At 54.5% G+C, this 25,383-nt stretch carries 25 protein-coding genes and 1 tRNA gene; 14 read left to right on the top strand and 12 right to left on the bottom strand.

The genetic code is table 11. The features are described from left to right. Positions 1-5: 5 nt before the first annotated feature. From hemB to hemA, 6 genes are read right to left on the bottom strand one after another with little or no spacing between them, the layout of a single operon-like run. A complete protein-coding gene (hemB, locus tag R3I13_RS13955) occupies positions 6-977 on the bottom strand; it encodes a porphobilinogen synthase (RefSeq protein WP_346318576.1) in 972 nt (323 codons plus the stop codon). A 21-nt stretch (positions 978-998) separates the two neighbouring features. Then, entirely contained in the window at positions 999-1,916 is a 918-nt protein-coding gene (gene hemF, locus R3I13_RS13950) for an oxygen-dependent coproporphyrinogen oxidase (protein WP_346318575.1), read from the bottom strand. Positions 1,917-1,929: 13 nt separating this feature from the next. Continuing rightward, positions 1,930-2,958, bottom strand: a complete 1,029-nt coding sequence (gene hemE / locus R3I13_RS13945) for a uroporphyrinogen decarboxylase (protein WP_346318574.1) — start codon at positions 2,956-2,958, stop codon at positions 1,930-1,932. Then, positions 2,955-3,686, bottom strand: coding sequence for a uroporphyrinogen-III synthase (locus R3I13_RS13940; RefSeq protein ID WP_346318573.1), 732 nt, complete (start codon positions 3,684-3,686; stop codon positions 2,955-2,957). Before R3I13_RS13940 ends, hemE begins: the two co-directional genes overlap by 4 nt. Further along, on the bottom strand, positions 3,673-4,596 hold the full coding sequence (hemC, locus tag R3I13_RS13935; protein WP_346318572.1) for a hydroxymethylbilane synthase: 924 nt from the start codon (positions 4,594-4,596) through the stop codon (positions 3,673-3,675). The genes R3I13_RS13940 and hemC overlap by 14 nt, the downstream gene beginning before the upstream one ends. Positions 4,597-4,599: 3 nt before the next feature. Beyond that, positions 4,600-5,859: a glutamyl-tRNA reductase gene (gene hemA / locus R3I13_RS13930; protein ID WP_346318571.1), complete on the bottom strand. Its 1,260-nt coding sequence runs from the start codon at positions 5,857-5,859 to the stop codon at positions 4,600-4,602. 319 nt (positions 5,860-6,178) lie between these two features. Here hemA and hemH point away from each other — a divergent pair, with 319 nt between their 5' ends. The 6 genes from hemH to R3I13_RS13900 all read left to right on the top strand — a co-directional run bounded on the left by hemH (position 6,179) and on the right by R3I13_RS13900 (position 13,012). Next, positions 6,179-7,222, top strand: a complete 1,044-nt coding sequence (hemH, locus tag R3I13_RS13925) for a ferrochelatase (protein ID WP_346318570.1) — start codon at positions 6,179-6,181, stop codon at positions 7,220-7,222. A gap of 122 nt (positions 7,223-7,344) precedes the next feature. Next, positions 7,345-8,478 (top strand): Re/Si-specific NAD(P)(+) transhydrogenase subunit alpha, encoded by a 1,134-nt coding sequence (locus R3I13_RS13920; protein WP_346318569.1) that lies wholly within the window; start codon positions 7,345-7,347, stop codon positions 8,476-8,478. A gap of 26 nt (positions 8,479-8,504) precedes the next feature. Beyond that, positions 8,505-8,813: an NAD(P) transhydrogenase subunit alpha gene (locus R3I13_RS13915; RefSeq protein WP_120519310.1), complete on the top strand. Its 309-nt coding sequence runs from the start codon at positions 8,505-8,507 to the stop codon at positions 8,811-8,813. 4 nt (positions 8,814-8,817) lie between these two features. Continuing rightward, positions 8,818-10,377, top strand: a complete 1,560-nt coding sequence (locus R3I13_RS13910; RefSeq protein ID WP_346318568.1) for an NAD(P)(+) transhydrogenase (Re/Si-specific) subunit beta — start codon at positions 8,818-8,820, stop codon at positions 10,375-10,377. A gap of 36 nt (positions 10,378-10,413) precedes the next feature. Then, positions 10,414-11,799: an RNA methyltransferase gene (locus tag R3I13_RS13905; protein ID WP_346318567.1), complete on the top strand. Its 1,386-nt coding sequence runs from the start codon at positions 10,414-10,416 to the stop codon at positions 11,797-11,799. A 154-nt stretch (positions 11,800-11,953) separates the two neighbouring features. After that, positions 11,954-13,012 (top strand): LysM peptidoglycan-binding domain-containing protein, encoded by a 1,059-nt coding sequence (locus R3I13_RS13900; RefSeq protein WP_346318566.1) that lies wholly within the window; start codon positions 11,954-11,956, stop codon positions 13,010-13,012. A 256-nt stretch (positions 13,013-13,268) separates the two neighbouring features. Here R3I13_RS13900 and fmt read toward each other — a convergent pair whose 3' ends face one another. Together fmt and R3I13_RS13890 are read right to left on the bottom strand one after the other, a co-directional pair. After that, positions 13,269-14,183 carry a methionyl-tRNA formyltransferase gene (gene fmt, locus R3I13_RS13895; RefSeq protein ID WP_346318565.1) on the bottom strand — a complete coding sequence of 305 codons (915 nt, stop codon included), beginning with the start codon at positions 14,181-14,183 and terminating at the stop codon, positions 13,269-13,271. A gap of 15 nt (positions 14,184-14,198) precedes the next feature. Beyond that, positions 14,199-15,368, bottom strand: coding sequence for a DUF1343 domain-containing protein (locus tag R3I13_RS13890; RefSeq protein WP_346318564.1), 1,170 nt, complete (start codon positions 15,366-15,368; stop codon positions 14,199-14,201). 101 nt (positions 15,369-15,469) lie between these two features. On the opposite strand from R3I13_RS13890, the gene R3I13_RS13885 reads away from it, so the two are divergent. From R3I13_RS13885 to R3I13_RS13870, 4 genes are all read left to right on the top strand, one after another. Then, a complete protein-coding gene (locus R3I13_RS13885; RefSeq protein WP_346318563.1) occupies positions 15,470-15,898 on the top strand; it encodes a peptidylprolyl isomerase in 429 nt (142 codons plus the stop codon). Between the two features lie 76 nt (positions 15,899-15,974). After that, positions 15,975-17,222, top strand: a complete 1,248-nt coding sequence (pepT, locus tag R3I13_RS13880) for a peptidase T (RefSeq protein WP_346318562.1) — start codon at positions 15,975-15,977, stop codon at positions 17,220-17,222. 92 nt (positions 17,223-17,314) lie between these two features. Beyond that, positions 17,315-18,031 (top strand): MotA/TolQ/ExbB proton channel family protein, encoded by a 717-nt coding sequence (locus R3I13_RS13875; protein ID WP_346318561.1) that lies wholly within the window; start codon positions 17,315-17,317, stop codon positions 18,029-18,031. 26 nt (positions 18,032-18,057) lie between these two features. After that, the gene (locus tag R3I13_RS13870) at positions 18,058-18,474 is read left to right on the top strand and encodes a biopolymer transporter ExbD (RefSeq protein ID WP_346318560.1); all 417 of its coding nucleotides are present in this window, start codon (positions 18,058-18,060) and stop codon (positions 18,472-18,474) included. Positions 18,475-18,530: 56 nt separating this feature from the next. Here R3I13_RS13870 and prmC read toward each other — a convergent pair whose 3' ends face one another. Beyond that, positions 18,531-19,385 (bottom strand): peptide chain release factor N(5)-glutamine methyltransferase, encoded by an 855-nt coding sequence (gene prmC, locus R3I13_RS13865; protein WP_346318559.1) that lies wholly within the window; start codon positions 19,383-19,385, stop codon positions 18,531-18,533. A gap of 73 nt (positions 19,386-19,458) precedes the next feature. On the opposite strand from prmC, the gene ribD reads away from it, so the two are divergent. Then, entirely contained in the window at positions 19,459-20,475 is a 1,017-nt protein-coding gene (gene ribD, locus R3I13_RS13860) for a bifunctional diaminohydroxyphosphoribosylaminopyrimidine deaminase/5-amino-6-(5-phosphoribosylamino)uracil reductase RibD (protein ID WP_346318558.1), read from the top strand. Positions 20,476-20,484: 9 nt separating this feature from the next. After that, positions 20,485-21,081, top strand: a complete 597-nt coding sequence (locus R3I13_RS13855) for a YigZ family protein (protein ID WP_346318557.1) — start codon at positions 20,485-20,487, stop codon at positions 21,079-21,081. A 1-nt stretch (position 21,082) separates the two neighbouring features. On the opposite strand, the gene R3I13_RS13850 is transcribed toward R3I13_RS13855, so the two are convergent. Beyond that, positions 21,083-22,315 carry a DUF6786 family protein gene (locus R3I13_RS13850; RefSeq protein ID WP_346318556.1) on the bottom strand — a complete coding sequence of 411 codons (1,233 nt, stop codon included), beginning with the start codon at positions 22,313-22,315 and terminating at the stop codon, positions 21,083-21,085. A gap of 163 nt (positions 22,316-22,478) precedes the next feature. On the opposite strand from R3I13_RS13850, the gene R3I13_RS13845 reads away from it, so the two are divergent. Then, a tRNA-Gly gene (locus tag R3I13_RS13845) sits at positions 22,479-22,551 on the top strand. Between the two features lie 255 nt (positions 22,552-22,806). Here R3I13_RS13845 and R3I13_RS13840 read toward each other — a convergent pair. Further along, the gene (locus R3I13_RS13840) at positions 22,807-23,007 is read right to left on the bottom strand and encodes a hypothetical protein (protein ID WP_346318555.1); all 201 of its coding nucleotides are present in this window, start codon (positions 23,005-23,007) and stop codon (positions 22,807-22,809) included. Positions 23,008-23,066: 59 nt separating this feature from the next. Then, positions 23,067-24,110: a glycosyltransferase family 2 protein gene (locus tag R3I13_RS13835; RefSeq protein WP_346318554.1), complete on the bottom strand. Its 1,044-nt coding sequence runs from the start codon at positions 24,108-24,110 to the stop codon at positions 23,067-23,069. A 122-nt stretch (positions 24,111-24,232) separates the two neighbouring features. Here R3I13_RS13835 and R3I13_RS13830 point away from each other — a divergent pair, with 122 nt between their 5' ends. After that, entirely contained in the window at positions 24,233-25,375 is a 1,143-nt protein-coding gene (locus R3I13_RS13830; protein ID WP_346318553.1) for a HAMP domain-containing sensor histidine kinase, read from the top strand. The last annotated feature ends 8 nt before the right edge of the window (positions 25,376-25,383 follow it).

The following is a 25,383-nucleotide window of genomic DNA, read 5'->3' as shown; positions in this document are numbered from 1 at the left end:
GTTTTTTATTGGTTTAACAGGCGCACCGCATCTTTGGCAAAGTAGGTGGCAATCAGGTCTGCACCGGCCCTTTTGATGCTGGTGAGGCTTTCAATAATGGCTTTTTCTTCGTTGATCCACCCCATCTTTGCGGCGGCTTTGATCATGGCGTATTCGCCGCTCACGTGGTAGGCGCTTACGGGAAGCGTTACACTGTCTTTGATGAGGCGGATGATGTCCAGGTAAGCCATGGCAGGCTTCACCATCACAATGTCCGCTCCTTCGTCCACATCCATGAGGGTTTCGCGGAGCGCTTCCCGCGCATTCGCGTAATCCATCTGGTAGGTCTTTTTATCGCCGAAGCCGGGGGCGGAATCCAGCGCGTCACGGAAGGGGCCGTAAAAGCAGCTGGCATATTTGGCGCTGTAGGCCATGATGCCGGTCTTCGTAAAGTTATTTTCTTCCAAAGCCTCGCGGATAGCCAGGATGCGGCCGTCCATCATATCGCTGGGGGCTACAATGTCCGCCCCTGCCTGTGCATGGCTCACGCTCATTTGTGCGAGCACTTCCACGGTGGCGTCGTTCACGATCTCTTCGCCTTCCACGATGCCGTCGTGGCCGAAGGAAGAGAAAGGGTCCAGCGCAACGTCGGTCATCACGATCATGCCGGGCACCGCGTCTTTCACGGCTTTGATGGCCCGTTGCATCAGCCCGTCCGGGTTGAGGGCTTCGGTGCCTTTATTGTCTTTCAGTTCATCCGCACATTTTACGAACAGCAGTACGCTTTTAATACCCATGCTCCAGAGCTCTTTCGCTTCCTGCACGGTACCGTCCAGCGAGTGGCGGAAATAGCCGGGCATGGATGAGATCTCTTCTTTAACGCCCTTGCCTTCCGTGATAAACAGCGGGGCGATAAAATCGTTGGGCGTCAAAATGGTTTCCGCCACCATAGCTCGTATGGCGGGAGTGGTGCGTAAGATCCTGTTTCTTCTGATCATCACTTTCTGTTTAAAATTCTCTTAATCCTTTATCCATTCACGCGGCTTCAGGTATTCCAGCAGCTTGGCTTCCCCGCTGCCGGGCTCTGGCTGAAAGTCGTATTCCCAGCGGGCCCTGGGCGGCAGGCTCATCAAAATGGATTCGATGCGCCCGTTCGTTTTAAGGCCGAAAAGGGTACCACGGTCGTGTATCAAATTAAATTCAACATAACGGCCACGCCTATACTCCTGCCAGTCTGTGTGGGCCTCGGTATACGGCATATCCTTCCTCCTGGCCACTACCGGCAGGTAGGATTGGAGAAAGGCGCTGCCAACGGCTACCTGGAACTGCAACAGCGCTTCTGCAGTGCGTTCGGGCTGCGGGCGGAGGTAATCGTAAAAGATGCCACCAATGCCGCGGGCCTCGTTGTTGCGGTGTTTATTGACGAAATATTCGTCGCAATGTTTTTTGTACAGCGGGTACAGCTCTTTGCCAAACGGGTCGCAGGCTTCTTTGAAGGTGCGGTGGAAGTGTGCTCCGTCTTCTTCAAACACGTAGTAGGGGGTAAGGTCCGCCCCGCCGCCGAACCAGCTGTCTGCCACCTGCCCGTCTTCGCCGTACAGCTCAAAATACCGCCAGTTGGCATGCACGGTAGGCACGAAAGGGTTCTGCGGGTGTATCACGAGGGAAATACCCGCGGCCAGGAAGCTGCTGCTGTCCGGCACTTTGAACTGCTGCGCCATCACGGCGGGCAGCTGCCCGTGCACTACGGAGGTGTTCACGCCGCCTTTCTGGAAAACGTTGCCGTCTGCGATCACGCGGGTAATGCCGCCTCCGCCGCCGGCCCTTTCCCAGCGGTCTTCCCGGAACTTTGTTTTTCCGTCCATGGTTTCCAGCTGCTGGCAGATGTCGTTCTGCAGCTGGTGTATGAATGATATGAACTGGTCTTTGATGCTCATGCGCACGGTTAATTTAAGCAAAACTCTTCACTGCTTCCACGAAAGCCTTTGCATGGTCTACCGGGATATTCGGCAGGATGCCGTGGCCCAGGTTGGCGATGTAACGCTGCGGGCCGAAGGCGTTGATCATGTTCTTCACTGACTTCTGTATCTCCGGTATCGGTTTCATCAGCTGCGCGGGATCGAAATTGCCCTGCAAAGTTACGGCCGGCCCTGCAAACTGGCGTGCCAGCTGCGGTTTGATGCACCAGTCGAGCCCGAGGCCCTGCGCGCCGGTGGCGGCCATTTCTTCGAGGGCGAACCAGGCGCCTTTGGCGAACACGATCACGGGCGCTACGCCCTGCATAGCGGCCACGATGCGGCGGATGTACTGCAGGGAGAATTCTTCGAAGTCTTCGGGGCTCAGCAAGCCTCCCCATGAATCGAATACCTGTACCACGTCCGCACCGGCCAGCACCTGCGCTTTCAGGTAGGCGATGGTGGTTTCGGTGACGCGGTTCAGCAGCTCATGCGCCACTGCGGGTTGTGTATAGCAGAATGTTTTTGCTTCGTCGAAGGTTTTGGAGCCTTTGCCCTGCACCATGTAGCACAGCAGCGTCCAGGGGGCGCCGGCGAAACCGATGAGGGGTACGCGGCCCGCGAGGGTTTGTTTGGTGAGCTTCAGCGCGTCCATCACGTAATGCAGGCGGTCGTTTACGTCGGGGATCCCGATGCGGTCCAGGTCTGCGGCGGATTTAACTGGCTGCGGCAGCAAGGGGCCCACTTTTTCCACCAACTGCACTTCCATGCCCATGGCCTGCGGCACCACGAGGATGTCGGAGAATATGATGGCAGCCTCCACGCCTACCTGGTCTACCGGCATCACGGTGATCTCGGTAGCCAGTTCGGGGGTCTGGCAGCGTTCAAAGAAGGAATATTTATCGCGCAGCTTGATGTAATCAGGCAGGAAGCGGCCGGCCTGGCGCATCATCCATACGGGCGGGCGGGGAACCGGGGTTCCTGCCAGCGCCTTCAGCAGTAAGTCATTCTGTAATCCGCTCATTCGTAGCAATTGATATTGTCAAAGTAAAAAATAGCTGTTTCTACCAGCATGGCCACTGAAGGCCCGGGGCTGGTGATCACCCGGTTACGGCTCAACGCCCCGATGGCTGCGGCAGTAGTGCTGCCGATGGCAAAGCACACTGTGCTCTCCGGGAGCGAATTGGACGTGAAAAAGCTGCGCACGCTGCTGGGACTGAAAAACAGTACGCCGTCATAATCCTCATCCAGCGCAGCGGGTGTTTCAACGGTATTGTACACCACCACTTCTTCAACTACGATGCCGTTTTCCTGCAGGAGGTCAGGCAGGTCTGCCCGGCGGATGTTGCCGCTGAAGAATATCACCCTGTCCGCGATCCCGTCTTTTATGATCAGCCTGGCCAGCTCCAGCGAATTGGCGGCGGTGCCTTCGATCACCACGTTCTGCATCCTTTCTTCCACAGCCTGGCGGGTGGCGCCTTCGATGCAATACACGCGGTGCCTGGCAGCCAGGCGGGCCTCGTCGTGCATCCATACGCCGGTCACGAATTTCACGGCGTTAGGGCTGGTGAACACGATTACGCCGCCGGCGGAAGCCAGCTCCATGATGCGTTTCCTTGTTTCCGGCGTGATGACGGGCTGCACGTCAATAAAAGCCTGCGCCGCCACGGCGATGCCATGTTGTGCGGCTGTGTGTACCAGTTCCTGGGGCAGCGGCTTCGTGCTTAATATGCGGTAATTATGCCTGGGCATTCCTGATCTCTTCAATGATAAGGTCGCCGCCTTTTTCCAGCACTTCCCGCGCTGCGGCGCTTCCCAGCCCCGCGGCTTCCGCTATCGGCGCCTGCCGGGAAACGGTAATGCTGCGGTCGCCGTTCAGGCTGCAAAGGTTCCCTTCAAATATGAGCTGATTTCCGTCCACATAAGCGTATGCGCTGATGGGCGTGGTACAGCCGCCGAGAAGGGTGCGGAGGAATTCTCTTTCTATGCCGGTGCAAAGTGCGGTTTCAGTATGATTGAGGGGGGCGAGGGCTTCGCGGCAATGGCTGTCGTTTTCACGGCAGGCCACCACGATGGCGCCCTGTGCGGGCGCGGGCAGCATCCAGTCCAGTATCACCGAATTGGCGGGCCTCACGTTGATCCTTTCCAGCCCTGCGGCGGCGAATATGGCCGCATCCCAGTTTTCCGCGGCCAGCTTTTGCAGGCGCGTGTTCACGTTGCCGCGGAGGTTGTGCATGCTGTGCTGCGGGAAACGCCTGAGCCATTGCGCTTTGCGGCGGATGCTGCTGGTCGCGATGTTGGCGGCGTAAGTAGTATCGTTAAGGAAATTTGTGTCTGTTTTGTATACCAGCAGGTCTTTCACATTGCCGCGTTCCAGCACGGCGGCGTTCATCAGGCCTTTGGGCAGCTGGGTGGGCACGTCTTTGAAAGAATGCACGGCAATGTCTATCCGGCCTGAAAGCATCGCGGCGTCAAGGCTTTTGGTGAAGATGCCCTGCACGCCTATTTCGTAAAGCGGGGTCACAAGGTCGATGTCGCCATCGCTTTTGATGGGAACGAGTTCCGTGGCATGACCGTTTGCGGTCAAAAGATCTTTCACCAGGTTAGCCTGCCACAGTGCGAGCTGGCTTTCCCGTGTACCTATCCTGATAGCTTTGTCCATTGCTTATTCCTGGTTATTACCGGTCTCGAATATTTCGCTGATCATGGCGATGTACTGGTCGCCTTTGTCGGACTCAGCTTCGCGGCGCACTTTGCCGGCCATGAGATTGATCATTTTCTGGATGATGCGGGAAGATACTTCTTCCATGTCTTCCAGTTTATAGTGCGCGCCGTTCTTCTGTTCCCTGATCTCGCGGGCGTGGATCTCCGTCAGTTTTTCCTTTACGGCCTTCAACACCACGGCATGTTTGCGCATCTTGAACCAGTAGAGGAATTCCTCCATATGCTCTTCGATGATGGCCATGGCTTTGGGCACTTCGTTCAGGCGTTTCTGCAGGGTCTCGTCCTGCACTTTGCTCAGGTCGTCCACGTTCACCACTTCCACATGCGCCAGCTCCCTTACTTCGGGGGCCACGTTGAAGGGAATGGAAAGGTCCACGATGAGCTTGGAGGCGGTGCCTGCCATATGCGCCTTATGAATGGTGGGCTGGGGTGCGTTGGTGGCTACGAGTATCACGTCAGCGCTTTGCAGGGCGCTGTCCATTTCCTCGTAGGGAGCGTATTGCAGGCCATGCTGGCCGGCGAAGTCTTCCGCTACCGCGGTGGTGCGGTTGATGAGCGTGATGTTGCGCACGCCGAGGTATTCCATCATGTTCTTGCAGGTGTTGCGGCCTATTTTGCCGACGCCGAGCAGCACGATCTTTTTCTGTTGTATATCAGCCACTTTGCTCTCCAGCAGCCTCACCGCCGCAAACGCAACGGATACGGTGCCTGAGCTGAGGCCCGTTTCATTTTTGATGAGCTTGGAAACCTGCAGCACGCTGTTCACCAGCCTTTCCAGGAATGTGCCGATGCAGCCTTCCGCTTTGGCGAATTTAGCCGCGCCCCTGATCTGCCCGATGATCTCGTAATCACCGAGTATCTGCGAATCGAGCCCGGTGCCCACGTGGTAAAGATGACGGATGGCCTGCTCGCCGGATTTGTGATAGGCCAGCTCTGCAAATACCTGCGGGTTGCCGTTGGTAGCGCCGCACAACAGGTTCATCAGGTCGCCGGGGTTGCCGGCAAAACCGTAAATTTCAGTACGGTTGCAGGTGGAAAGCACGAACAGATCGTCCATGCCTGCTGCCTTGGCGGCGTGTAAGAGTTGCTGGTATTGGTCCTGGTTAATTGCAAATAATCCACGGATCGCAGCGTCAGTTTTCTTATAGTTGATTCCAACAATATGAAAATTCGATATGTCTTTGGGCTGATTGACCTGCATGTTTTTCTAAAAAAGCTTCCGGTTGCAAAAATACAGGCCTGCGCTTCAAAACCGCATCAGGCGCTGTCACTCATCTGTCATTTCTACCCCTGGTGATAAGCGCTCTGAAAAAATGATTTTGATCATGTGCCGTGATATGCAGTACAGTTCTACGTTACAACAAAACAATGACATAAACTGACGTGTTCCGTGTGATGCTTATCATCTCCAACATGCCTGTGCACAGGGCTTTCAAAGCATTGAATCTAACAATTTAATGACAGAAGAAGAAGGAGAAAGGGTGAAAAGCCCTTACTTTTGCAACAATTTTTTAGGTCTTATGGTCGCCAAATCTGATACTGCAATTATACTGATGAACCTTGGTTCTCCGGATTCCACGTCGGTTCCGGATGTGAAGAGATACCTGCTGGAGTTCCTGATGGACAAGCGGGTGATAGACTATCCCTGGCTGATGCGCAAATTGCTGGTAGGAGGCGTGATCGTGCCCCGCCGCGCGGAGAAAAGCGCTGAAGCGTATAAGAGCATCTGGTGGAAAGACGGCTCCCCGCTGATCGTGTTGACCAAACAGTTGCAGAAAGCCCTTCAGCACGACCTTGAGATCCCGGTGGAGATCACCATGCGGTACGGCAATCCTTCGCCCGCGGATACGTTCGACAAGCTCATGAAAGAGCATCCCGGGCTGAAAGAGGTGATACTCGTGCCGCTGTACCCGCATTACGCGATGAGCAGCTACGAAACCGCCGCTGAATATGCGAAAGAGATCCACCGCAAAAAACGTTATCCCTTCGAACTCAAGCTGGTAGACCCGTTTTACAGGCATCCAGATTATATACATGCCATGGCCGAAAGCATGCGCCCGTATGTGGAGCAGGATTATGACCATGTGCTGTTCAGCTATCACGGGGTACCGGTAAGGCACATACGAAAAGGCGACATTACCGGCGGGCATTGCCTGAAGGTGAATGATTGCTGCCATGTGGACAGCAAGGCGCATACCCAGTGTTACCGTCACCAGGTGACCGTTACCGCCGAGCTGGTAGCGCGGGAGCTGGGCATTCCGAAGGAAAAATGGAGCATCAGCTTCCAGAGCAGGCTGGGCCGGGAAGAATGGATCAGGCCTTATACGGACGAGACGTTCCGGCAGTTGCCCTCGCTGGGTAAAAAGAAGCTGCTGGTGGCATGCCCCGCTTTTGTGTCAGACTGCCTTGAAACGCTCGAAGAGATCGGTGTGGAAGGGAAACATACCTTCATCAGCAGCGGTGGCGACAGTTTTACGATGATCCCCTGCATGAACACGCATCCCGTATGGGTAAAGGCCCTGGGCAACCTGTGCCGCGAAAAGATGGAAGCAGTAACGGTCTGAGCCCGTTCTGAAAATAATACCGAAGCCTGCGCTGTGATGCACCATCAGCGCAGGCTTTTTTTATGCGCGGCGAAGTGATTGTCCGCTTTTTTCTTTAAATTTCATGAGCAAAATCCAAACCGATGATCCTGGCCGTATTGAAAGAAAAAACAGGAGAGAACAGGGTATCGCTCGTTCCGGAAGTAGTGAAACAGTTGGTGCAGCAGCACGTGGAAGTATGGGTGGAGGAAGGGGCGGGCCTTGGCGCTTTTTACACGGACGCTATGTTTATGGAAGCAGGAGCGCTCATCAAACCCCGCGGCGAGCTGCTGCAGAAGGCGGACCTGCTGCTGTCGCTCCGCCAGCCATCCCAGCAGGATTGGGAGCAGGTACCGGCCGGGAAGATATGGATGGGCGTTTATCAACCCCTGTATAACCCCGCCCTCATGCAACAATGGGCAGATAAGCAATTCACCGTTTTCAGCCTTGATACCATTCCCCGCACCACCCGCGCCCAGAGCATGGACGTGCTCAGTTCGCAGGCCAACATCGCGGGGTATAAGGCGGTGCTGCTTGCCGCGTATACCTATAGCCGTTATTTCCCGATGTTCATGACTGCCGCCGGCAGCATTCCTCCTGCTAAAGTGCTCATTTTAGGCGCCGGGGTGGCGGGCCTGCAGGCCATTGCCACCGCCCGCAGGCTGGGCGCCGTGGTAGAGGTGTTCGACACGCGGCCTGCCGTGAAAGAGGAAGTCATGAGCCTCGGCGCGAAGTTCGTGGAAGTGGAAGGCGCCGCGGATGCCTCCAAAGCAGGCGGTTACGCCGTGGAGCAGTCCGCCGATTACCAGGCGAAACAAACGGCGAAGATCGCGGAAAGCGCGGCGAAGGCGGATATCGTGATCACCACCGCGCAGATCCCCGGCAAACCCGCGCCCATACTCATTACCAAAGCCATGCTGGAAGCCATGCGCGCAGGCTCCGTGATCATAGACCTGGCGGCTGCCACCGGGGGGAATACGGAACTCACGAAAGACGCAGCCTCCGTGGTGCACAATGGCGTTACCATCATTGGTAATTCAGACCTGGCAGGCACTGCGCCTGCGGATGCCAGCAAGCTCTACGCCCGCAACGTGCTGAATTTCCTGAAGCTGATCCTTACCAAGGAAGGAGGGCTGCACCTGAATTTTGAGGACGACTTGGTAAAGGGCACCTGCATCGTGCATAACGGCGGGATCGTGAATGAACGGGTGAAACAGCTGCAACCCGCCGCTGTATAGATCTTCAACTAATTAAATATGTGAATATGACCGCAGTATTGGATTTTTTACAACTGCACATCGAGATGGTGTATATCGTCATACTGTCCATTTTCCTGGGGATCGAAGTGATCGGCCGGGTGCCTTCCGTGCTGCATACCCCGCTGATGAGCGGCGCCAATGCGATACACGGCGTGGTGATCATCGGTGCCATCATCGTGATGGGAAAAGCGGAATCGGACAACTACCTGGCGCTGATCCTTGGTTTCCTGGCAGTGATCCTGGGAACGCTGAATGTAGTAGGCGGGTTCGTGGTAACGGACCGTATGCTGGAAATGTTTAAAAAGAAGAAATAATCATATGGATTCAACTACCACCGGGATCTGGCCTTCCATTTTGTCCATCGCTTACCTGATCGGCTCTGTTACCTTTATCATTGGCCTGAAAATGCTCAGCAATCCTGCGTCTGCGCGGAAAGGCAACCTGATCGCGGCGGGCGGTATGTTCATTGCCATCGTGGGAACGATTTTCCTGTACGAGGAAAACGGGGAGAAACTGGGAAATTACGGCTGGATATTCGGGGGGCTGCTGATCGGCTCAGTGATCGGCGTGCTAGCGGCGAAGAAAGTAAAAATGACGGCCATGCCGGAAATGGTGAGCATGTTCAACGGCATGGGCGGCGCCTGCGCCATGCTGATCTCTATCGTGGAGTTTGATCACCTGGTGCATGGCGGCGCGGAAGTGAATGTGGTAGCCGGTTTTAAAGCACTGATGGCCGGCGCGGAATTTGATGCGTTTACAAATGTGACCGGCAAATTGCTCGTAATATTGCTCGGGCTTATTATCGGCAGCGTATCCTTTGCGGGCAGCGTGATCGCGTGGGGCAAGCTGAACGGGAAGATCAAAGACTTTGCGTTCAAAGGCCAGCATATCGTGAACCTGCTGGTGCTGGGCGTTACCGTTATCCTGATGGTGTGGTTGATGGTATCCGCGCACCAGGCCAGTACTGACGATGTGTCTTTTAATCTTGAGATCAATAATTCTTCCATCCACCTCAATTCAGGTGGCTCATTGGCGGGTCTGAGCGCAGGTTTCTATATCATTCTTGTATTATCCATCGCATACGGCGTCCTGTTCGTAATGCCCATCGGCGGGGCAGACATGCCGGTGGTGATCTCTTTGCTGAACTCTTTCACCGGCGTAGCCGCTGCCTGCGGCGGTTTCCTGTACAATAACCCCGTGATGCTCACCGGCGGCATCCTCGTAGGTTCCGCGGGCACCATCCTCACCATCCTCATGTGCAAGGCCATGAACCGTTCGCTGAAGAACGTGCTGATCGGCTCTTTCGGGGCTACTGCTACAGGGGGCGGCACGGCGAAGGAACAGGGCAATTACAAGGAGATCAGCATTTCCGATGCGGCCGTGGTATTGCGTTATGCCAGCAAAGTGATGATCGTGCCGGGTTACGGCCTCGCGGTAGCGCAGGCGCAGCACGTATGCCATGAGCTGGAAAAGCTGCTGGAAGAGCGCGGCGTGGAAGTGAATTATGCCATCCATCCCGTTGCCGGCCGCATGCCGGGGCATATGAACGTATTGCTGGCTGAAGCAGATGTGCCTTACGAAAAGCTGGAAGAAATGGAACAGGCCAACGCCGCTTTGCCTAACACGGATGCCGTGCTGGTATTGGGTGCAAATGATGTGGTGAATCCTGCCGCGAAGAACGATCCTTCCAGTCCTATCTACGGCATGCCTATCCTGGAAGTGGAGCTGGCAAAAATGGTGATCGTAAACAAACGCAGTATGAAACCGGGATACGCGGGCATTGAGAACGAGCTTTTCTTCCAGCCTAAGACCTCCATGCTTTTCGGCGACGCCAAATCGGTGCTGCAGCAGCTGGTGGCTGAAGTGAAAGCGCTCTGACGGGCTTTTTCCGCTATCTTTGCGGAAAAACAGGAATTGTCAGCGTTACCCAGGGCTCTAACCGATAGTTTACAAGGCCTTCCCGGTTTCCGGGAAGAATCGTTCATACAGGTGCATCAGTCGCCTGAGCGCGTTACCTCCATCAGGCTGCAAACGCAGAAAATAACGGACATCAGCGCCGTGTTCCCGCAACTGGAAACCTCGCCCGTTCCCTGGACCCGCAGCGGCTATTATCTTTCCAGCCGCCCTTCTTTCACATTCGACCCGCTTTTCCATGCCGGCGCCTATTACGTGCAGGAGGCATCGTCCATGTTCCTGGAAGAAGCCATCCGGCAAACCACCGATACCGGCGTTCCTATCAAAGCGCTCGACCTCTGCGCCGCGCCCGGCGGCAAAAGCACGCTCATACAAGGCGCGCTTCACCCGGACAGCGTACTGGTTGCCAATGAAGTGATCAAGACCCGCGCGGCCCTGCTGGCGGACAATATCACCCGCTGGGGCGCGGCGAATGTGGTGGTAACGAACAACGATCCCCGCGACTTCCAGCGCCTCCCCGGGTATTTCGACCTCATGGTGGTAGACGCGCCCTGCTCCGGCTCAGGCCTCTTCCGCCGCGATCCTGAAGCAGTGGAAGAATGGAGCCGCGATAACGTGATCCTCTGCAGCCAGCGCCAGCAAAGGATCCTGGCGGACGCGCTGCCCGCCCTGCAACCTGGCGGCATGCTCATTTATTCCACCTGTTCCTATTCCGTGGAAGAAGACGAGCAGATCATGGATTGGCTGGCAGAAAATTTCGGGATGGAAAATATCCCCCTACAGCTGCGGCCCGAATGGCATATCGTGGAAACCGCTTCCGCGCAACATAAAGCACTGGGTTACCGTTTTTATCCAGACCAGGTGAAGGGCGAAGGTTTTTTCATCGCCTGCTTCCGCAAACCGGGAACGCCCGCCGCGCCGCCGAAGATCAAAGCCGGCTTCAGCAGCCTGCCGCGGAAAGAAGCGGAACTGGTGCAGCCCTGGTTGCAGGATGCGCCGGAAATGGCGCTGATGGCGCATAACGGGGAAGCGATCGTGCTCACTGCGCCGCTGGCAAAAGAGATACCGCTGCTGCAAAAACAATTGTACATCCGGAAAGCAGGCGTAAAAGCAGGCCAGCTCACGCCCCGCGAACTGGTGCCCGACCACCAGCTGGCACTCAGCACCTGCATCGCGGGTAATTTGCCTTCCCTGGAACTTTCGCTGGACCAGGCTTTGCGTTATCTTCGCAAAGAAGAGCTGGTGCTGGAGAATGCCGCAAAAGGCTGGAACCTCATGCGTTTCAAAGGGAGGAACCTGGGCTGGGCGAAGATCCTGCCGAACCGTGTCAACAATTACTACCCGAAAGAAATGCGCATCCTGAAAGCCGGCCTGCCCGACTTATAAACATGTGAAGAAATAGTGCCGGCAACGCTTGGCGGGCTGCAACAAATTCAGTTTTTTGCCGTTCGATAATAAATGAAAATTCATATTAAACATATATATTCGTTCCCTTAAAGTATTAGAAATTATGTTAAAGTCAGTTTTGATAGGTGTTTTGATGACCGGTACAATAAGGGTAGCCGCGCAGGATACGCTGATTGTACAGGGCAGTTCACCCGATCTGTATTTGACGCATTCCGTGAAGAAAGGGGAGACCTGGTACAGCCTGGGCCGTGCGTACGGCCTTAGTCCGAAAGACATTGCAGCGAAGAACAAGATGCAGATGGACCAGGGCCTGAGCCTCGGCAAGCAGATCACGATACCGCTGAATAAAAATAATTTTGTGCAGGAGAAAAACGCCGGTTCCGGCGCAAGACCGGTATACCACCGCGTGCTTGAAAAAGAGACCCTGTACAGGATCCACATGAAATACGGCAAAGTGCCGCTGGACAATGTGCGCGAATGGAACCGCTTCTCCGGCGACGGTGTGCAGAAAGACGCATACCTGATCGTTGGATATGTAAAAGGCAATGGCCAGTCTGTAGTGCTGCCCGCAGCAACGCCTCCCGCGGGCGATGTAGCCGCAGTGCCCAAATCACTGCCGCCCGCGCCGGAAACCAAACCCACGCCGAAACCGCAGTCCGCCGCACCGGAAACCAAGCCTGTAGCCAAATCCCAATCAGCTGCGCCTGAAACAAAACCTGTGCAGGCCGCAGAGCCGGAAACCAAGCCGGTTGCCAAATCGCAGTCCGCCGCCCCGGAAACCAAGCCAGCCGCAGATACAGAGGCAGTGCCTGTTGAAAAAGAAACACCGGTAAGCACCAGCATTGGCAGAACGCCTTCCATACCCGATGGTGGTTTTGAGCAGCAATACCTGCAACAGACCAACAACGGCCGCAACGCAGTAGGGGAGAAAGGCCCCGGCAGCTGGTTCAAAAGCAATGCCGTGATCGGTTCAGGAAAATATTACGCTTTGCACAATACCGCACCGCGCGGCACTATCGTAAAAGTGACCAACCCGCTCACCGGCCGTTCCATCTACGCCAAAGTGCTGGATGCCATTCCCCAGCTCAAAGCCAACGCCAACCTGATCATCAAACTCAGCGACGCCGCACAGGATGCGCTGGGGATCAGTGAATCCAGGTTTTATTGTGAGTTGAGCTATGATGAGAAATAATGACATAAAAAGATATCTAAATAAAAAAGTCCCGGTTCAACCGGGACTTTTTTATTGCTTTAAACCGTCATTGCGAGAAGCAGCAGAGCCAAAGCGGGTGGGGCGACGAAGTAATCTCCTTCACTGAACGGGGACTGCCCAATACCAGAAGGAGATTGCTTCGTCGCGCTTCCTGTTGCATAGCGTCCTCTGAAGCTCCTCGCGATGACGGGCTTTTCGTGCAGTGACGAGTTTTGCTGGTCAATGTTGGCTTAAATCAGAACCTGAATCCCCGCAGGAACTCTACCACGCCCATTCTCTTCTTCCCTTCCAGCTGGATGTCCGTCACATTGATATAACCGCCTGGCGCGGCGAATTTCAGGTAGGTCTTCTGATCTGTATGTACAGAGCCGGGAGCATGCGAATGCTGCGCGATCTCTTTTTCCGCTTTGAATATCTTGAGCGTTTTATCCTGTAGTACTGTGAATGCGGTGGGGTAGGGACTGAGGCCGCGGATGAGGTTGTAGATGCTTTCTACCGGCGCTTCCCAGTTGATGCGGCAGGTTTCTTTGAATATTTTGGGCGCATGTTTTAATTCTTCCGGCGGGATATTGTTTTGCACAGTACCGGTGATGTCGCCCTTTTCCAGGGACGCCACTGTTTGGATCAGCACTTTCGCGCCTTCTTTCATCAGCGTATCATACAGTTCGCCCGCGGTTTCGTCTTCGCGGATGGGCACTTTGGAAGAATAGAGGATATTGCCGGTATCGATCTCGTGCTGCAGCCTGAAAGTGGTAACGCCGGATTCCTTTTCCCCGTTGATCACGGCCCAGTTGATAGGTGCGGCACCGCGGTATTGCGGCAGGAGGGACGCATGCACGTTCACCGTGCCCAGGCGCGGCATGTTCCACACCAGTTCCGGCAGCATGCGGAATGCTACTACCACCTGGAGGTCCGCGTTATACGATCTCAGTTCTTCCAGGAAAGCAGGGTTCTTCAGTTTTTCCGGCTGCAATACGGGAATGTTCTTTTCCACGGCGTATTGTTTCACCGCGCTCTGCTGAAGCTGCAAGCCTCTGCCGGCGGGCTTATCAGGCGCTGTGACCACTGCGGCCACATCGTATCCATGCTGTACCAGCGCATCCAGGGAGGCCACCGCAAATTCGGGCGTGCCCATAAAAATGATCCTCATGGGTGCAAAGGTATTTTATATGTCCTTATAGAGTAGATACTTCTTCCGTATTTTCTTAAATGCCTTAATGCCGGGCTCCCAGCTTTTGTAGATCTTTTCCGCATCTGTACCCTGTTTGATCTGTTCCTGCAAAACCGCATTCCCGGCCAGTTTGTTGAAAAATGCATTGAAGAATTTATCCTTGCCGGGAAACATTTTGTATGCGTTGATAAGGTAGGACAGGTTCACGCCGCCTACTAGCCATCCCCGCCAGTGCGAATGATCGTATCCATAACAAAGGGAATCCATCAATACCGGCTTTTTGGCGCCGGGCATGCTGCGCGGCGTGAAGGAATAAGGAAGGGTTTTAGGAAAAGAAGGATGGCCGTATATCTCGAAAGGCTTGTCTGTACCGCGTCCCAGGCTGATGGCCGTGCCTTCGAACAGGCACATGCCGGGGTAGAGAAGGATCGCGTTCATCGTGCGAAGGTTCGGCGATGGGGGGATCTTGATCTCATACCCCAATGGTCTGCTGCGGTGGTAATGGAGGCAGGTGATCACCGTGAGGTCGCACTGGGCCTTGTTATCCAGCCAGCCTTCCCCGTTCAGCATCTTCGCGTATTCGCCCACCGTCATGCCGTGCATAATGGGAATGGGCTGCATGCCGACGAATGAACGGAAAGCAGTGTCCAGCACGGGGCCATCTACCACAAAGCCGTTGGGATTCGGCCGGTCGAGCACTACCAGCGGTTTGCCGTTCTCTGCGGCGGATTCCATCAGTTCTTCCAGCGTGGAGATGTAAGTGTAGAAGCGCACACCCACGTCCTGCACATCAAAAACAAGGATGTCTACATCCGCCAGGTCCGCTTTATCGGCTTTGCGGTGTTTGCCATAAAGCGAAACGATCGGGATGCCGGTCTTTTCATCGGTGCTGTTCCCTACTTTTTCGCCTGCATCCGCCTGGCCGCGGAAGCCGTGCTCAGGGCTGAATATCTTCACGATCTTTATACCTCTTTTCAGCAGGGAATCCACCAGGTGAGTGCTGTCATTGATCACGGAGGTCTGGTTCACGAGCATGCCTACGCGTTTGCCCTCCAGCAGCGGCAGGTAGGCTTCGGTGCGCTGTGCGGCGGTAACAACGGGAGGATCCTGCGAAAATGCGGTTAAACAGCTGGTTAGCAGTAATATGCAGGCAAGGAATTTCATGTTGAAACAGTGTTGGATGCAACAAAATAACGCGGCTGTTCCAGAAATCAAAAACAAAATCAGTACCTTCACTGTCTATTATCTTATTTTAAACATTTTATATGCAACAAGTTAAGTCCGGAGACACCGTTAGGGTTCACTATCACGGCCGGTTACAGAATGGTAACACTTTTGATTCTTCAGAAGGCAGAGACCCGCTGGAGTTCAAGGTAGGCGCAGGAATGGTGATCAAAGGGTTCGATAACGGCGTGCTGGATATGAAACCGGGAGACAAAAGAACGCTGAACATTCCCGTGGAAGAAGCATACGGCCCCAAAAGCGACGAGTTGATCATGGAATTCCCCAAAGCGAATATCCCGGCAGACCTGAACCCTACCGTGGGTATGGAGCTGCAGATGAGCAATCCCCAGGGCCAGGTGTTCCCCGTGAAAGTGGCGGCCATCGGTTCTGAATTCATCACCCTCGACGCCAACCATCCCCTGGCAGGCGAAGCGCTGATCTTCGATATCGAGCTGGTGGAAATCGTGTAACCAATATTCTGTTCACTAAAATACTGAAAGTAAAAAGCGGGCCCCGTCCTGCTTTTTACTTTTACTTTTTATACCCATGGATAAGAACTACGCATACTCCGTAACAGCGCGTTTCCTGCGCTATGTGCAGATCGATACGCAGGCGGACCCTTTAAGCAGGACCTTCCCCTCCAGCGCCAAACAAAAAGACCTCTCCCGGTTATTGGTACAGGAATTGCAGCAGATCGGCCTTTCCGATGTATTGACGGATGAATACGGCTACGTGTACGCCACTATTCCCGCCACTACAGACAAAGATGTACCCGTGATCTGCCTCTGCGCACACATGGACACTGCGCCCGATTGCAGCGGCGCGGGCGTAAAGCCGATCGTGCACAAAGCATACGATGGAAAGGATATCATCCTGCCGGACGATCCCACGCAGGTGATCTCCGTCAAAGAACATCCTTACCTCGCCGGGAAGACCGGCGACGACATTATCACCGCCAGCGGCACTACGCTGCTGGGCGCGGATAACAAAGCCGGTGTGGCGGAGATCATGGATGCGGCACAGTACCTGGTGCAGCATCCCGAAGTGAAACATGGAAAGATCAGGATACTTTTTACGCCGGATGAAGAAGTGGGCCGCGGCGTGGAGCATGTGAACATGGAGCAGCTGGGCGCACAGTTTGGCTACACGATGGACGGCGGCGAGCTGGGTTCGCTGGAAGATGAAACATTTTCCGCAGACGGCGTGAAGATCACCATCCATGGCGTAAGCGTGCATCCCGGTGCGGCGAAAGACAAACTGGTGAGCGCAGTGAAGATCGCGGCAGACATCCTGCATGCCTTGCCGAAAGACATCCTGTCGCCCGAAACCACCGAAGACCGCCAGGGTTTCATTCACCCCGTGCGCATAGAAGGTATCACGGAAAAAGCGGAGATCGATTTCATCATCCGCGACTTTACCACCGCGGAGCTGGAAGGGCATGAGTTTTTTCTCCGCAAGATCATGGAAACCGAAGTGGCGAAGCACCCCGGCGCAAAAGGCGAGTTTAAGGTGACGGAGCAATACCGCAACATGAAAGAAGTGCTGGATAAGTATCCGCAGGTGGTGGCCAACGCGGAGGAAGCGATCAAGCGTGCAGGTATTAAACCCCTGAAAATGAGCATCAGGGGCGGTACGGACGGCAGCAGGCTTTCGTTTATGGGCCTGCCCTGCCCGAATATTTTCACCGGCGAAATGGCGCTGCACAGCAAGCATGAGTATGTAAGCACCCAGGATATGCAGAAGGCGGTGGATACGATCATCCATCTCGTACAGGTTTGGGAAGAGCGCAGCTGATAATATTTTCAGGGGCAAATCCGTTTTTATTATTACTTTAAACCCTTGTTATACTTTCAGGTATATACATTTGCAAGGTTAAAATTCAATACATGTTGCTAGGACTCGTTACAGTTTTGCAGGACTCGCTTTTGCTGCCAAAAGCGGATACAGTGGCCGCGGGCCTCAATGCGGCTGCCGCAGCGCCCCAGGAGATCAAGCTCTGGGATATGATCGTGAAGGGCGGCCCCCTCATGATCCCGCTGGGTATACTTTCCGTGATAGCCGTATACGTGTTCGTGGAAAGGTATCTTACCATTTCACGGGCAGGTAAGCTGGAAAATAATTTTATGCCGATGGTGAGGGATCATATCACTTCAGGCAACATCAGCGCGGCGCGTTCCCTTTCCAAGAACACCGCAGGGCCTATTGCGCGCATGATCGACAAAGGCATACAGCGCATCGGCAAACCGACGGACGCCATTGAGAAATCCATGGAGAACGTAGGCAAGCTGGAGATCTACAAGATGGAAAAGAACCTCGTGATACTCGCCATCATCGCGGGTATTGCGCCGATGTTCGGTTTCCTTGGCACGATCGCCGGTATGATCCAGACCTTCTTCAACATCTCTCAAACCTCAGACATCACCCTCAGCACGATCGCAGGCGGCATCTATGTAAAAATGGTGACCTCCGCCGCGGGCCTCATTATCGGCCTGGTGGCCTATATCGGCTACAGCTTCCTGCAGGCGCAGATAGACAAGGTGATCAATAAGATGGAAGGCGCTTCTTCTGAATTCATAGACGTGCTGCTGGAACCATCCAAATAAACTTTCAAACAGAAACCTGTTCAAATATGAATTTGCGGAGGAATAAAAAAGGGACTGCGGAACTGCACAGCGGCGCGTTGAACGACATCCTGTTCATCCTGCTCCTGTTCTTCCTGATCGTGTCTTCCCTGGCCAATCCCAACGTTATCAAGCTGATGTTGCCGAAGGCTAAAAGCAATACCAAAGCAAAGCAGACTGTAGTGGTGAGCATCGACGCGGGGCAGCAGTATTACGTGGGAACGAATAAAGTGGACTTCGCAAGCCTGCGCCAGGTATTGGCTACCAAGATCCCGCAGGGCGAAGTGGATCCTACGATCGTGATCAATGCGGAAGAGACGGTGCCTATCGGCATGGTAGTGGGCGTCATGCAGATCGCGAGGGAGCTGGGGGCCAAAACGGTGCTGGGCACCGCCAACCCGCAGAATGCGCCGCCGGCGAAATAAGATACAAGCGGCCTGGTGCCCTGAAATAACTGAATAGTCCCGGTATAACGCCGGGATTATTTTTTTACCGCCCTTACCATCCGGTCTTTCCCGAACATATCCTGCCGGAGCTGCACATCTGCAAATCCTTCTTTTTCCAGCAGGCTTGCCACGTCGGGGCCAAACGATTCATGTATCTCGAAATACAGCTTCCCGCCGTTCTCCAGCCTTACTTTAGCAAGCTGTGCAATGCGGCGGTAGAACAGCAGCGGGTCCCTGTCTGGCACAAACAGCGCAATGGAAGGCTCGAAAGCCGTTACCAGCGGCTGCATTTCGCTGCGTTCCTTTTCGGGGATGTAGGGCGGGTTGCTGATGATGATGTTGAGGGAGGGCAGCACCTGTTCAGCGTCGGCGCCGAGCACATCCTGCAGTACAAAGCGGATGGGCGTATGCTGCAGGCTGGCGTTGCGCGTGGCCAGCGCGATGGCGGTAGTGCTTACGTCCATTGCCCATACGTCTGCCGCGGGCCAGTGTTTTTTGATCGCGATGGGAATGCATCCGCTGCCGGTGCCAACGTCCAGCAGGCGCCAGGCGGGTTGCGAGGGATGGTCTTTGAGGATCCATTCCACCAGTTCTTCGGTTTCGGGCCGGGGAATAAGCACCTGGTCGTTGACGAGCAGTTCCAGCCCGTAGAACCAGCTTTTGCCGGTAATGTGCTGAATGGGTTTCTGGGCCAGCAGGGCGGTGAGGGATTGTTGATAGAGGTCTTCCTGCGCCGGGGTCAGGTCGCTGTCTTTATGCACCACCCGGTCCAGCTTGCCCAGGCCGGTGATATGCTCCATCAGCAGGTGCCCGATATTTGCGGCTTCGCGGGCGTCGTACAGGTGCCTGATGGCAGCCGTAAGGCCGGCAAATGCAGATTGAATCGTCATGATATTCAGATGATCAGCGGGAAAATCCCCGCTGAAACGATATTTTTGCAAACATATATTTTCAGCCGCAATCATGCACAGCAATCTTCACGAAATTTTTATGCAGCGATGTATCAGCTTGTCCCTCAACGGGGAAGGCCTGGTAGCGCCCAACCCGATGGTGGGCGCGGTGCTGGTGCATGAAGGCCGCATCATCGGCGAAGGGTTTCACCGCGTGTATGGCGAAGCCCATGCTGAAGTGAACTGCATCAACAGCGTGGAGCCCGAGTTCCAGGAGCTGATCCCCCGATCCACCATGTACGTGAGCCTGGAGCCCTGCTCGCATCATGGCAAAACCCCGCCCTGCGCGGATCTTATCGTTGCCAGGAACATCCCGGAGGTGGTGATCGGCTGTGTGGACAGCTTCTCCAAAGTAGCCGGGCGCGGCATCAAAAGGCTGGCCGAAGCGGGCGTGAAAGTAAGTACCGGCATACTGGAGAAAGAATGCAGGGCGGTGAACCGGCGGTTTTTCACTTTCCATGAACAGCAGCGGCCCTACGTGATCCTGAAATGGGCGCAAAGCCCGGACGGCTTCATTGCAGGCGTAACCGGCGCGCCGGTGCGTATTTCAGGGCCTTATGCAGACAGGCTGGTGCACCAGTGGCGCAGCCGTGAAGCCGGCATCATGGTGGGCACGCAAACGGCGCTGAAAGACAATCCCAGGCTCAGTACGCGGCTCTGGCCGGGTAAAAGCCCCATCCGCATTGTGCTGGACCTGGAAGAGAAAATACCGCCTCATTTTCACCTGCATGATGGTTCCGTGCATACCATCTTCATCACCGGCCGCGAAGTGGACCGGGAGCAGGAACTGGTGCCGCAGGTGATGGCAATACTGCATGCAGCGTCCGTACAAAGCGTGATCGTGGAGGGAGGCGCAAACCTGCTGCAGCAGTTCATCAACAACGGCATTTGGGACGAAATGCGGGTGATCACCGGGCAGCAGCCGCTTGGCAATGGCCTCAGGGCGCCATACACGGGCGATGTGGCCGTGCTGGAAAAACTGGAAGCCGGAGGTGACCAGGTAGTGGTATATGGCCGGGAAACGGCGTAAAACAGGAAAATGGAAGTTTATTATACGATCGAAAAAAAGGCAGTAGCGGAATTCAAAGACAGGGGAAGCAAGTTCCTCGCGTTTGCCTACCCCGTCAAAACGCCCGAGCAGGTGAAAGAATGCCTCCAGGAAGTTAAAAAAGAGCATCCCAAAGCCACGCATCATTGTTACGCTTACCGTTTGGGAACAGACGGGCTGCAATACCGCGCGGTAGATGACGGGGAGCCTTCCGGTTCAGCCGGGAAGCCCATCCTGGGGCAGATAGACAGCAAGCAGCTGACAGACGTGCTGGTGGTGGTGGTCCGTTATTTCGGCGGAACGCTGCTCGGTGTGCCGGGTTTGATCAACGCGTATAAAATGTCCTGCGCACTGGTGCTCCAGCTTATTCCCGCCGTGCAAAAGAACGTGGAAGCGCGTTACCAGCTCGTGTTCGACTACACGATCCTGAACGATGTGATGATGGTGGTGAAGCAGAACAACTGCACAGTGCTCACCCAGGACATCCAGCTGTTCTGCGCCATGGAAATAGGCATCCCCAAAGCCAGCCTGGACCTGTGCCTGCTGCGCCTTAAAGACATCTACAACCTTGAAGTGAAAGCGCTGTAAACTACCGGAATGCTTTTTCCACGTCCTTCAGGCTGACCCCAAATAATTTTTTCACGACAGGATCGAGGTGCCTTTCGCTGCCCTGCAAATGGATGGTGCGGTGATAGTGTTCCAGCTTGCCGCCCGGTTTGAGGCCGGCGGCGGGAGAGGAGCTTTCCAGCTCGTAGAACCGCCCCAGCTGCGGTTTTCCTTCGCCCGGCGGGCCGTCGTTGTAGGCGTTTACCATGTCGCCCGCGAAGGGTTTGCTTTGTATGCCCCAGGCGGAGTTTACGTATTTGTGGGGAGCGGTGGGCATGGTGAACTGTACCACCGTCAATATCTTATTGGCGGCGTCGTAGCTGCCGAGCACGTTGTAGCAGGCTTCCTGCCGCAGGCCGATCTTGCTGCGGTGATTGGCGTCTGCCCGGAAATACACGATGTTTTGTTCCTTCTTTAATCTTTCTTCCGGCACTTTCCCGAAATAATCATCATTAACGGTACCACCCGTACGAATCGGTATCATCACCGTATTTTTCTCCGCTGCGGGAAACATGCCGAGTATCCAGATGGAAGGCATGCCGTAAGCCGTGTCCCACTTCTGCTGGCCGGCGTTGGTAATGCTGTTGGCGGAATGGAATCCGACGGCGTGCACGCTGCGGTGAAGGTCTGTGCCCAGGTAATTGCGCAGGTCGCGGCGGGCAATGAGGGTAACGGTGCGGTTCACTTTGATATTGAACTGGTGGCCTTTGTAATTGGGCAACTGCATGCTGCGCCCGAAGGAAACGCTGGCTTTGGTGCGGGCCGTTACCTGGAAAGGTTCTGTATCTATCGCCGCGGGCACCTGCCAGTGCGCAAGGTCGAACGTATCGCCCGGCGCGAAATAAAAGCTGTTCTGGCTGCCTTCAGGGCCCAGCCAGAAGCGGTCTTCCCCGCCAAAGGCATTGATGTGCGGCTGCGGCTTGCCGTCCGCGATCAGTTCATGATTGATCCAGCCGAGGCTGCGGCCTTTGTCGCCTTCCGTAGTACTGGTCATCACGCGGCCCTGCCATGCGGGTGCGATGGCGATGGCGGATTTGCTGGTGCTGTCCGTCAATACGATGGTTTCCGTATGTTCTTTCAGGAATGCAACGTCTGCCCCGAAGTTTTCCGGCCTGGATATGGTTTGCGGCTGTGTTGCGGGCTGCTGCTGTGACGGCTGTTTGCGGGGTCCGCAGGCGGCCAGGCACAGCGTGCCGTAGAGCACAAATCTTTTCATGAGATAGTAGTGGAATGGTCGTTAATGCACTGCAATGATAAAATTTAATTTTAACAACATTACCCGCAGCAGTATTGTGCAACGCAATTTTTTTGAAGGAATCGGAAATATTATTTGCTGATTTCAAACAGTTTCCTATTTTTGCAATCCCAAAACGGGAAGCGCGGAAGTAGCTCATTTGGTAGAGCACGACCTTGCCAAGGTCGGGGTGGCCGGTTCGAGCCCGGTCTTCCGCTCAAAAACACAAAAGCCTGGTTGATTCAACCGGGCTTTTTTTGTTTGCATTATCACATAGATAAATTTCTCTAAATTGATTTGCTACGGTTCCCTTACGGTATCCCTACTAAAGCCTTACTAAAGCCCTACTGAAACCTTACTAAAGCGTTGCATCTTCTGCTACAATTAGAATAATACCTAATATAATCGCGGAAACTACCGGGCACAAAAAAAGCTGCGGGTGCGCAGCTTTTTCAGAATATCGTGGTCTGTTATTATTTGTATTTAGGTTCGTACAGGGAACTTTCCGGTACTGCTACTTTAGGTTTCCCTTTATAACGGTGCCCAAACAGGGCATAGCTTCCGCCCACCAGGAGAGCCAAGATGCAGGCGAGTTGCAAATAAAACAGGAAACGGGAGGAAGACACCCAGTCGCGGGTAAAATCATTCGTATTTTCTACAGTATGCTGGTCCATATAGATTTTTTTCGCCCTGCAAACTTACAAAGGAAATTTTCAAAGTCCAAATATGAACCTTATTTCTTCTTCGGATGCCAGAGGGTGGAAAAGGTACGTTTGTTGAGGAAATAATACCGCCAGATCATGATCCCGTGGAATACGCCCTGCAGGTCGTAAAGCCGTTTGCGGGGGAAATTCACAGCGGCTGTTTTCCCTTCTTTCCTGCGCCAGCGGTAATAGTCGCGGTAGGCGCGGAAAATGGCCGCCATATCCCTGGGTTTGCCTGATACCAGGCTTTTCACCGCCGCCATCAGGTCCAGCACATGCCGCTGGGAAAGTATGATCCACTGCTCGCCCGGGTGAAGGTTTTTATAGAGCATGATGAGGTTGTTCCGGAAGTTGAGGTACAGCTTGCGGGGATTGCCCTGCGGCAGGCTGCCCCCGCCCACATGGTACACGGTTGCCGAAGGACAGATGCTGATCCTGTGACCGGCACGCTGCAGGCGCCAGCAGAGGTCCACTTCTTCCATATGCGCAAAAAAGTAAGGATCAAAACCGCCTACTTCCCAAAAGCAGGAAGAACGGATGAACAGGGCCGCGCCTGTTGCCCAGAAAATATCCTGCGGGTTGTCGTATTGCCCTTTATCTGTTTCGGTGGTGTAGAGTATGCGCCCGCGGCAGAAAGTATAGCCCAGGATGTCCATCCAGCCGCCGGCTGCGCCTGCATATTCGAAGCTTTCGCGGTCGTGGTAGGCCCGGAGCTTTGGTTGGCAGGCCGCGATCTGCGCATCAGCCTGCATTTGCGCTATCACCGGGGTGATCCAGTCCGGCTCCACTTCCACATCCTGGTTGAGCAGCACGTAAATATCCGCTTTCACATGCTGCAACGCTTCGTTGTAGCCGCCTGCAAAGCCGCTGTTGGTGGGATTCCTGATAATTTTCACCTGTGGGAAAGCCGCGGCAACAAAAGCCACGCTGTCGTCCGAAGAAGCATTATCCGCCAGCCAGATCTCCAGGTTGCCATCGTACCGGGAAGCGCATACGGAAGGGAGAAAGCGTTCGAGAAAGGCTTTTCCGTTCCAGTTTAGAATCACTACCGCTACCGAGGGCAATACAGTCAAAAGAGTTCCGTTTAATCCGTGACGTAATAATTTAGCGTTGCAAATATGCAACAAAGCCTCCAAATATTACTAAATTAGTTCATTGTTAACAGTCGCTATGGCTGTGATTTTATAAACAAAAGATGTTTAAACAGTATATAGGCTGGAAGTTTACATTGGTGGCGGTGGCAGTGGTCATTATTGTGGCCACTATCTGGTTTGTCAACAACCTGTCCGAAAAGATACAGCACGAAGAAACCAAAAATGTCGCCACCTGGGTGGAAGCCAACCGCGAGGTGCTGCAGGCTTCGCCAGACGCCAATATCAACCTGGCTTCGGTGATTGTTACCACCAATACGACCATCCCGCTTATCCTTACTAACGATCACGGCAATATCCTCGACACCCGGAATATGGATTCCGTAAAGCTGGCGAACGACACCGCCTATTTCAGCCGCCAGCTTGCTGCGTTCAAAAAACAGCATCCGCCCTTTATTATGGCGATAGACGCCAAGACGAATTATTACATCTATTACGGCGATTCCCTCATCCTGAAACAGGTGCGGTATTACCCGTATATCCAGCTGATGGTGGTGGCTTTGTTCATCGGAATCGTGCTGTTCGCGCTGTCATCTACCAACAGGGCTACGCAGAACCTGGTGTGGGTGGGTATGGCGAAGGAAACGGCACACCAGCTGGGCACCCCGCTGTCGTCTATGGAAGCCTGGCTGGAAATACTGAAAGACAAAGAAGAAAGCGTAGCCATTGCTACGGAACTGGGTAAGGATGTGGACCGGCTGAAACTGATCAGCGAACGTTTCTCCAAAATAGGCAGCGTGCCGGTGCTGGAAGAGCACAATGTGGTGGAGCAGGTGGCGAATATGGTGGCTTACATCCGCAAGCGGGCGCCCCAGAAGGTGCGTTTCACGCTGCAAACGGCAGAGCAGGAAGTAACGGCCATGATCTCCCCGGCGCTGTTCGACTGGGTGGTGGAAAACCTGCTGAAAAACGCGCTGGACGCAATGGAAGGGAAGGGAGACATTACCGTCGTGATCGAAAATCATTCCACTTATATCACGATAGATGTGACCGACACCGGCAAGGGCATTCCCAAAAGCCTGCAGGACAAGGTATTTAACCCCGGTTTCAGCACCAAAAAAAGGGGCTGGGGGCTGGGGCTGTCGCTGGCCAAGCGCATTATCCAGGACTACCATAAGGGCCGGCTGACGGTGAAATGGAGCGAGATGAACAAGGGCACGACGTTCAGGATCCTGCTCCGGAAATAAATTTATTT

Origin of the sequence: Chitinophaga sp. YIM B06452, from assembly GCF_039655965.1 — a bacterium.
Taxonomy (GTDB): domain Bacteria; phylum Bacteroidota; class Bacteroidia; order Chitinophagales; family Chitinophagaceae; genus Chitinophaga.
This window is presented reverse-complemented; position numbering and strand designations above follow the sequence as displayed.

What these genes read in the sequence shown, in the direction of transcription:
- R3I13_RS13910 (WP_346318568.1), top strand. Translation starts at nt 8,818, where the DNA reads ATGGATTCAACTACCACCGGGATCTGGCCTTCCATTTTGTCCATCGCT.
- R3I13_RS13870 (WP_346318560.1), top strand. Translation starts at nt 18,058, where the DNA reads ATGAATTTGCGGAGGAATAAAAAAGGGACTGCGGAACTGCACAGCGGC.
- hemC (WP_346318572.1), bottom strand. Translation starts at nt 4,596, where the DNA reads ATGGACAAAGCTATCAGGATAGGTACACGGGAAAGCCAGCTCGCACTG.
- R3I13_RS13830 (WP_346318553.1), top strand. Translation starts at nt 24,233, where the DNA reads ATGTTTAAACAGTATATAGGCTGGAAGTTTACATTGGTGGCGGTGGCA.
- fmt (WP_346318565.1), bottom strand. Translation starts at nt 14,183, where the DNA reads ATGAGGATCATTTTTATGGGCACGCCCGAATTTGCGGTGGCCTCCCTG.
- ribD (WP_346318558.1), top strand. Translation starts at nt 19,459, where the DNA reads ATGCACAGCAATCTTCACGAAATTTTTATGCAGCGATGTATCAGCTTG.
- R3I13_RS13855 (WP_346318557.1), top strand. Translation starts at nt 20,485, where the DNA reads ATGGAAGTTTATTATACGATCGAAAAAAAGGCAGTAGCGGAATTCAAA.
- R3I13_RS13915 (WP_120519310.1), top strand. Translation starts at nt 8,505, where the DNA reads ATGACCGCAGTATTGGATTTTTTACAACTGCACATCGAGATGGTGTAT.
- hemB (WP_346318576.1), bottom strand. Translation starts at nt 977, where the DNA reads ATGATCAGAAGAAACAGGATCTTACGCACCACTCCCGCCATACGAGCT.
- hemE (WP_346318574.1), bottom strand. Translation starts at nt 2,958, where the DNA reads ATGAGCGGATTACAGAATGACTTACTGCTGAAGGCGCTGGCAGGAACC.
- R3I13_RS13850 (WP_346318556.1), bottom strand. Translation starts at nt 22,315, where the DNA reads ATGAAAAGATTTGTGCTCTACGGCACGCTGTGCCTGGCCGCCTGCGGA.
- R3I13_RS13875 (WP_346318561.1), top strand. Translation starts at nt 17,315, where the DNA reads ATGTTGCTAGGACTCGTTACAGTTTTGCAGGACTCGCTTTTGCTGCCA.
- hemH (WP_346318570.1), top strand. Translation starts at nt 6,179, where the DNA reads ATGGTCGCCAAATCTGATACTGCAATTATACTGATGAACCTTGGTTCT.
- R3I13_RS13890 (WP_346318564.1), bottom strand. Translation starts at nt 15,368, where the DNA reads ATGAAATTCCTTGCCTGCATATTACTGCTAACCAGCTGTTTAACCGCA.
- R3I13_RS13885 (WP_346318563.1), top strand. Translation starts at nt 15,470, where the DNA reads ATGCAACAAGTTAAGTCCGGAGACACCGTTAGGGTTCACTATCACGGC.
- hemA (WP_346318571.1), bottom strand. Translation starts at nt 5,859, where the DNA reads ATGCAGGTCAATCAGCCCAAAGACATATCGAATTTTCATATTGTTGGA.
- pepT (WP_346318562.1), top strand. Translation starts at nt 15,975, where the DNA reads ATGGATAAGAACTACGCATACTCCGTAACAGCGCGTTTCCTGCGCTAT.
- R3I13_RS13900 (WP_346318566.1), top strand. Translation starts at nt 11,954, where the DNA reads ATGACCGGTACAATAAGGGTAGCCGCGCAGGATACGCTGATTGTACAG.
- R3I13_RS13920 (WP_346318569.1), top strand. Translation starts at nt 7,345, where the DNA reads ATGATCCTGGCCGTATTGAAAGAAAAAACAGGAGAGAACAGGGTATCG.
- prmC (WP_346318559.1), bottom strand. Translation starts at nt 19,385, where the DNA reads ATGACGATTCAATCTGCATTTGCCGGCCTTACGGCTGCCATCAGGCAC.
- R3I13_RS13940 (WP_346318573.1), bottom strand. Translation starts at nt 3,686, where the DNA reads ATGCCCAGGCATAATTACCGCATATTAAGCACGAAGCCGCTGCCCCAG.
- R3I13_RS13840 (WP_346318555.1), bottom strand. Translation starts at nt 23,007, where the DNA reads ATGGACCAGCATACTGTAGAAAATACGAATGATTTTACCCGCGACTGG.
- hemF (WP_346318575.1), bottom strand. Translation starts at nt 1,916, where the DNA reads ATGAGCATCAAAGACCAGTTCATATCATTCATACACCAGCTGCAGAAC.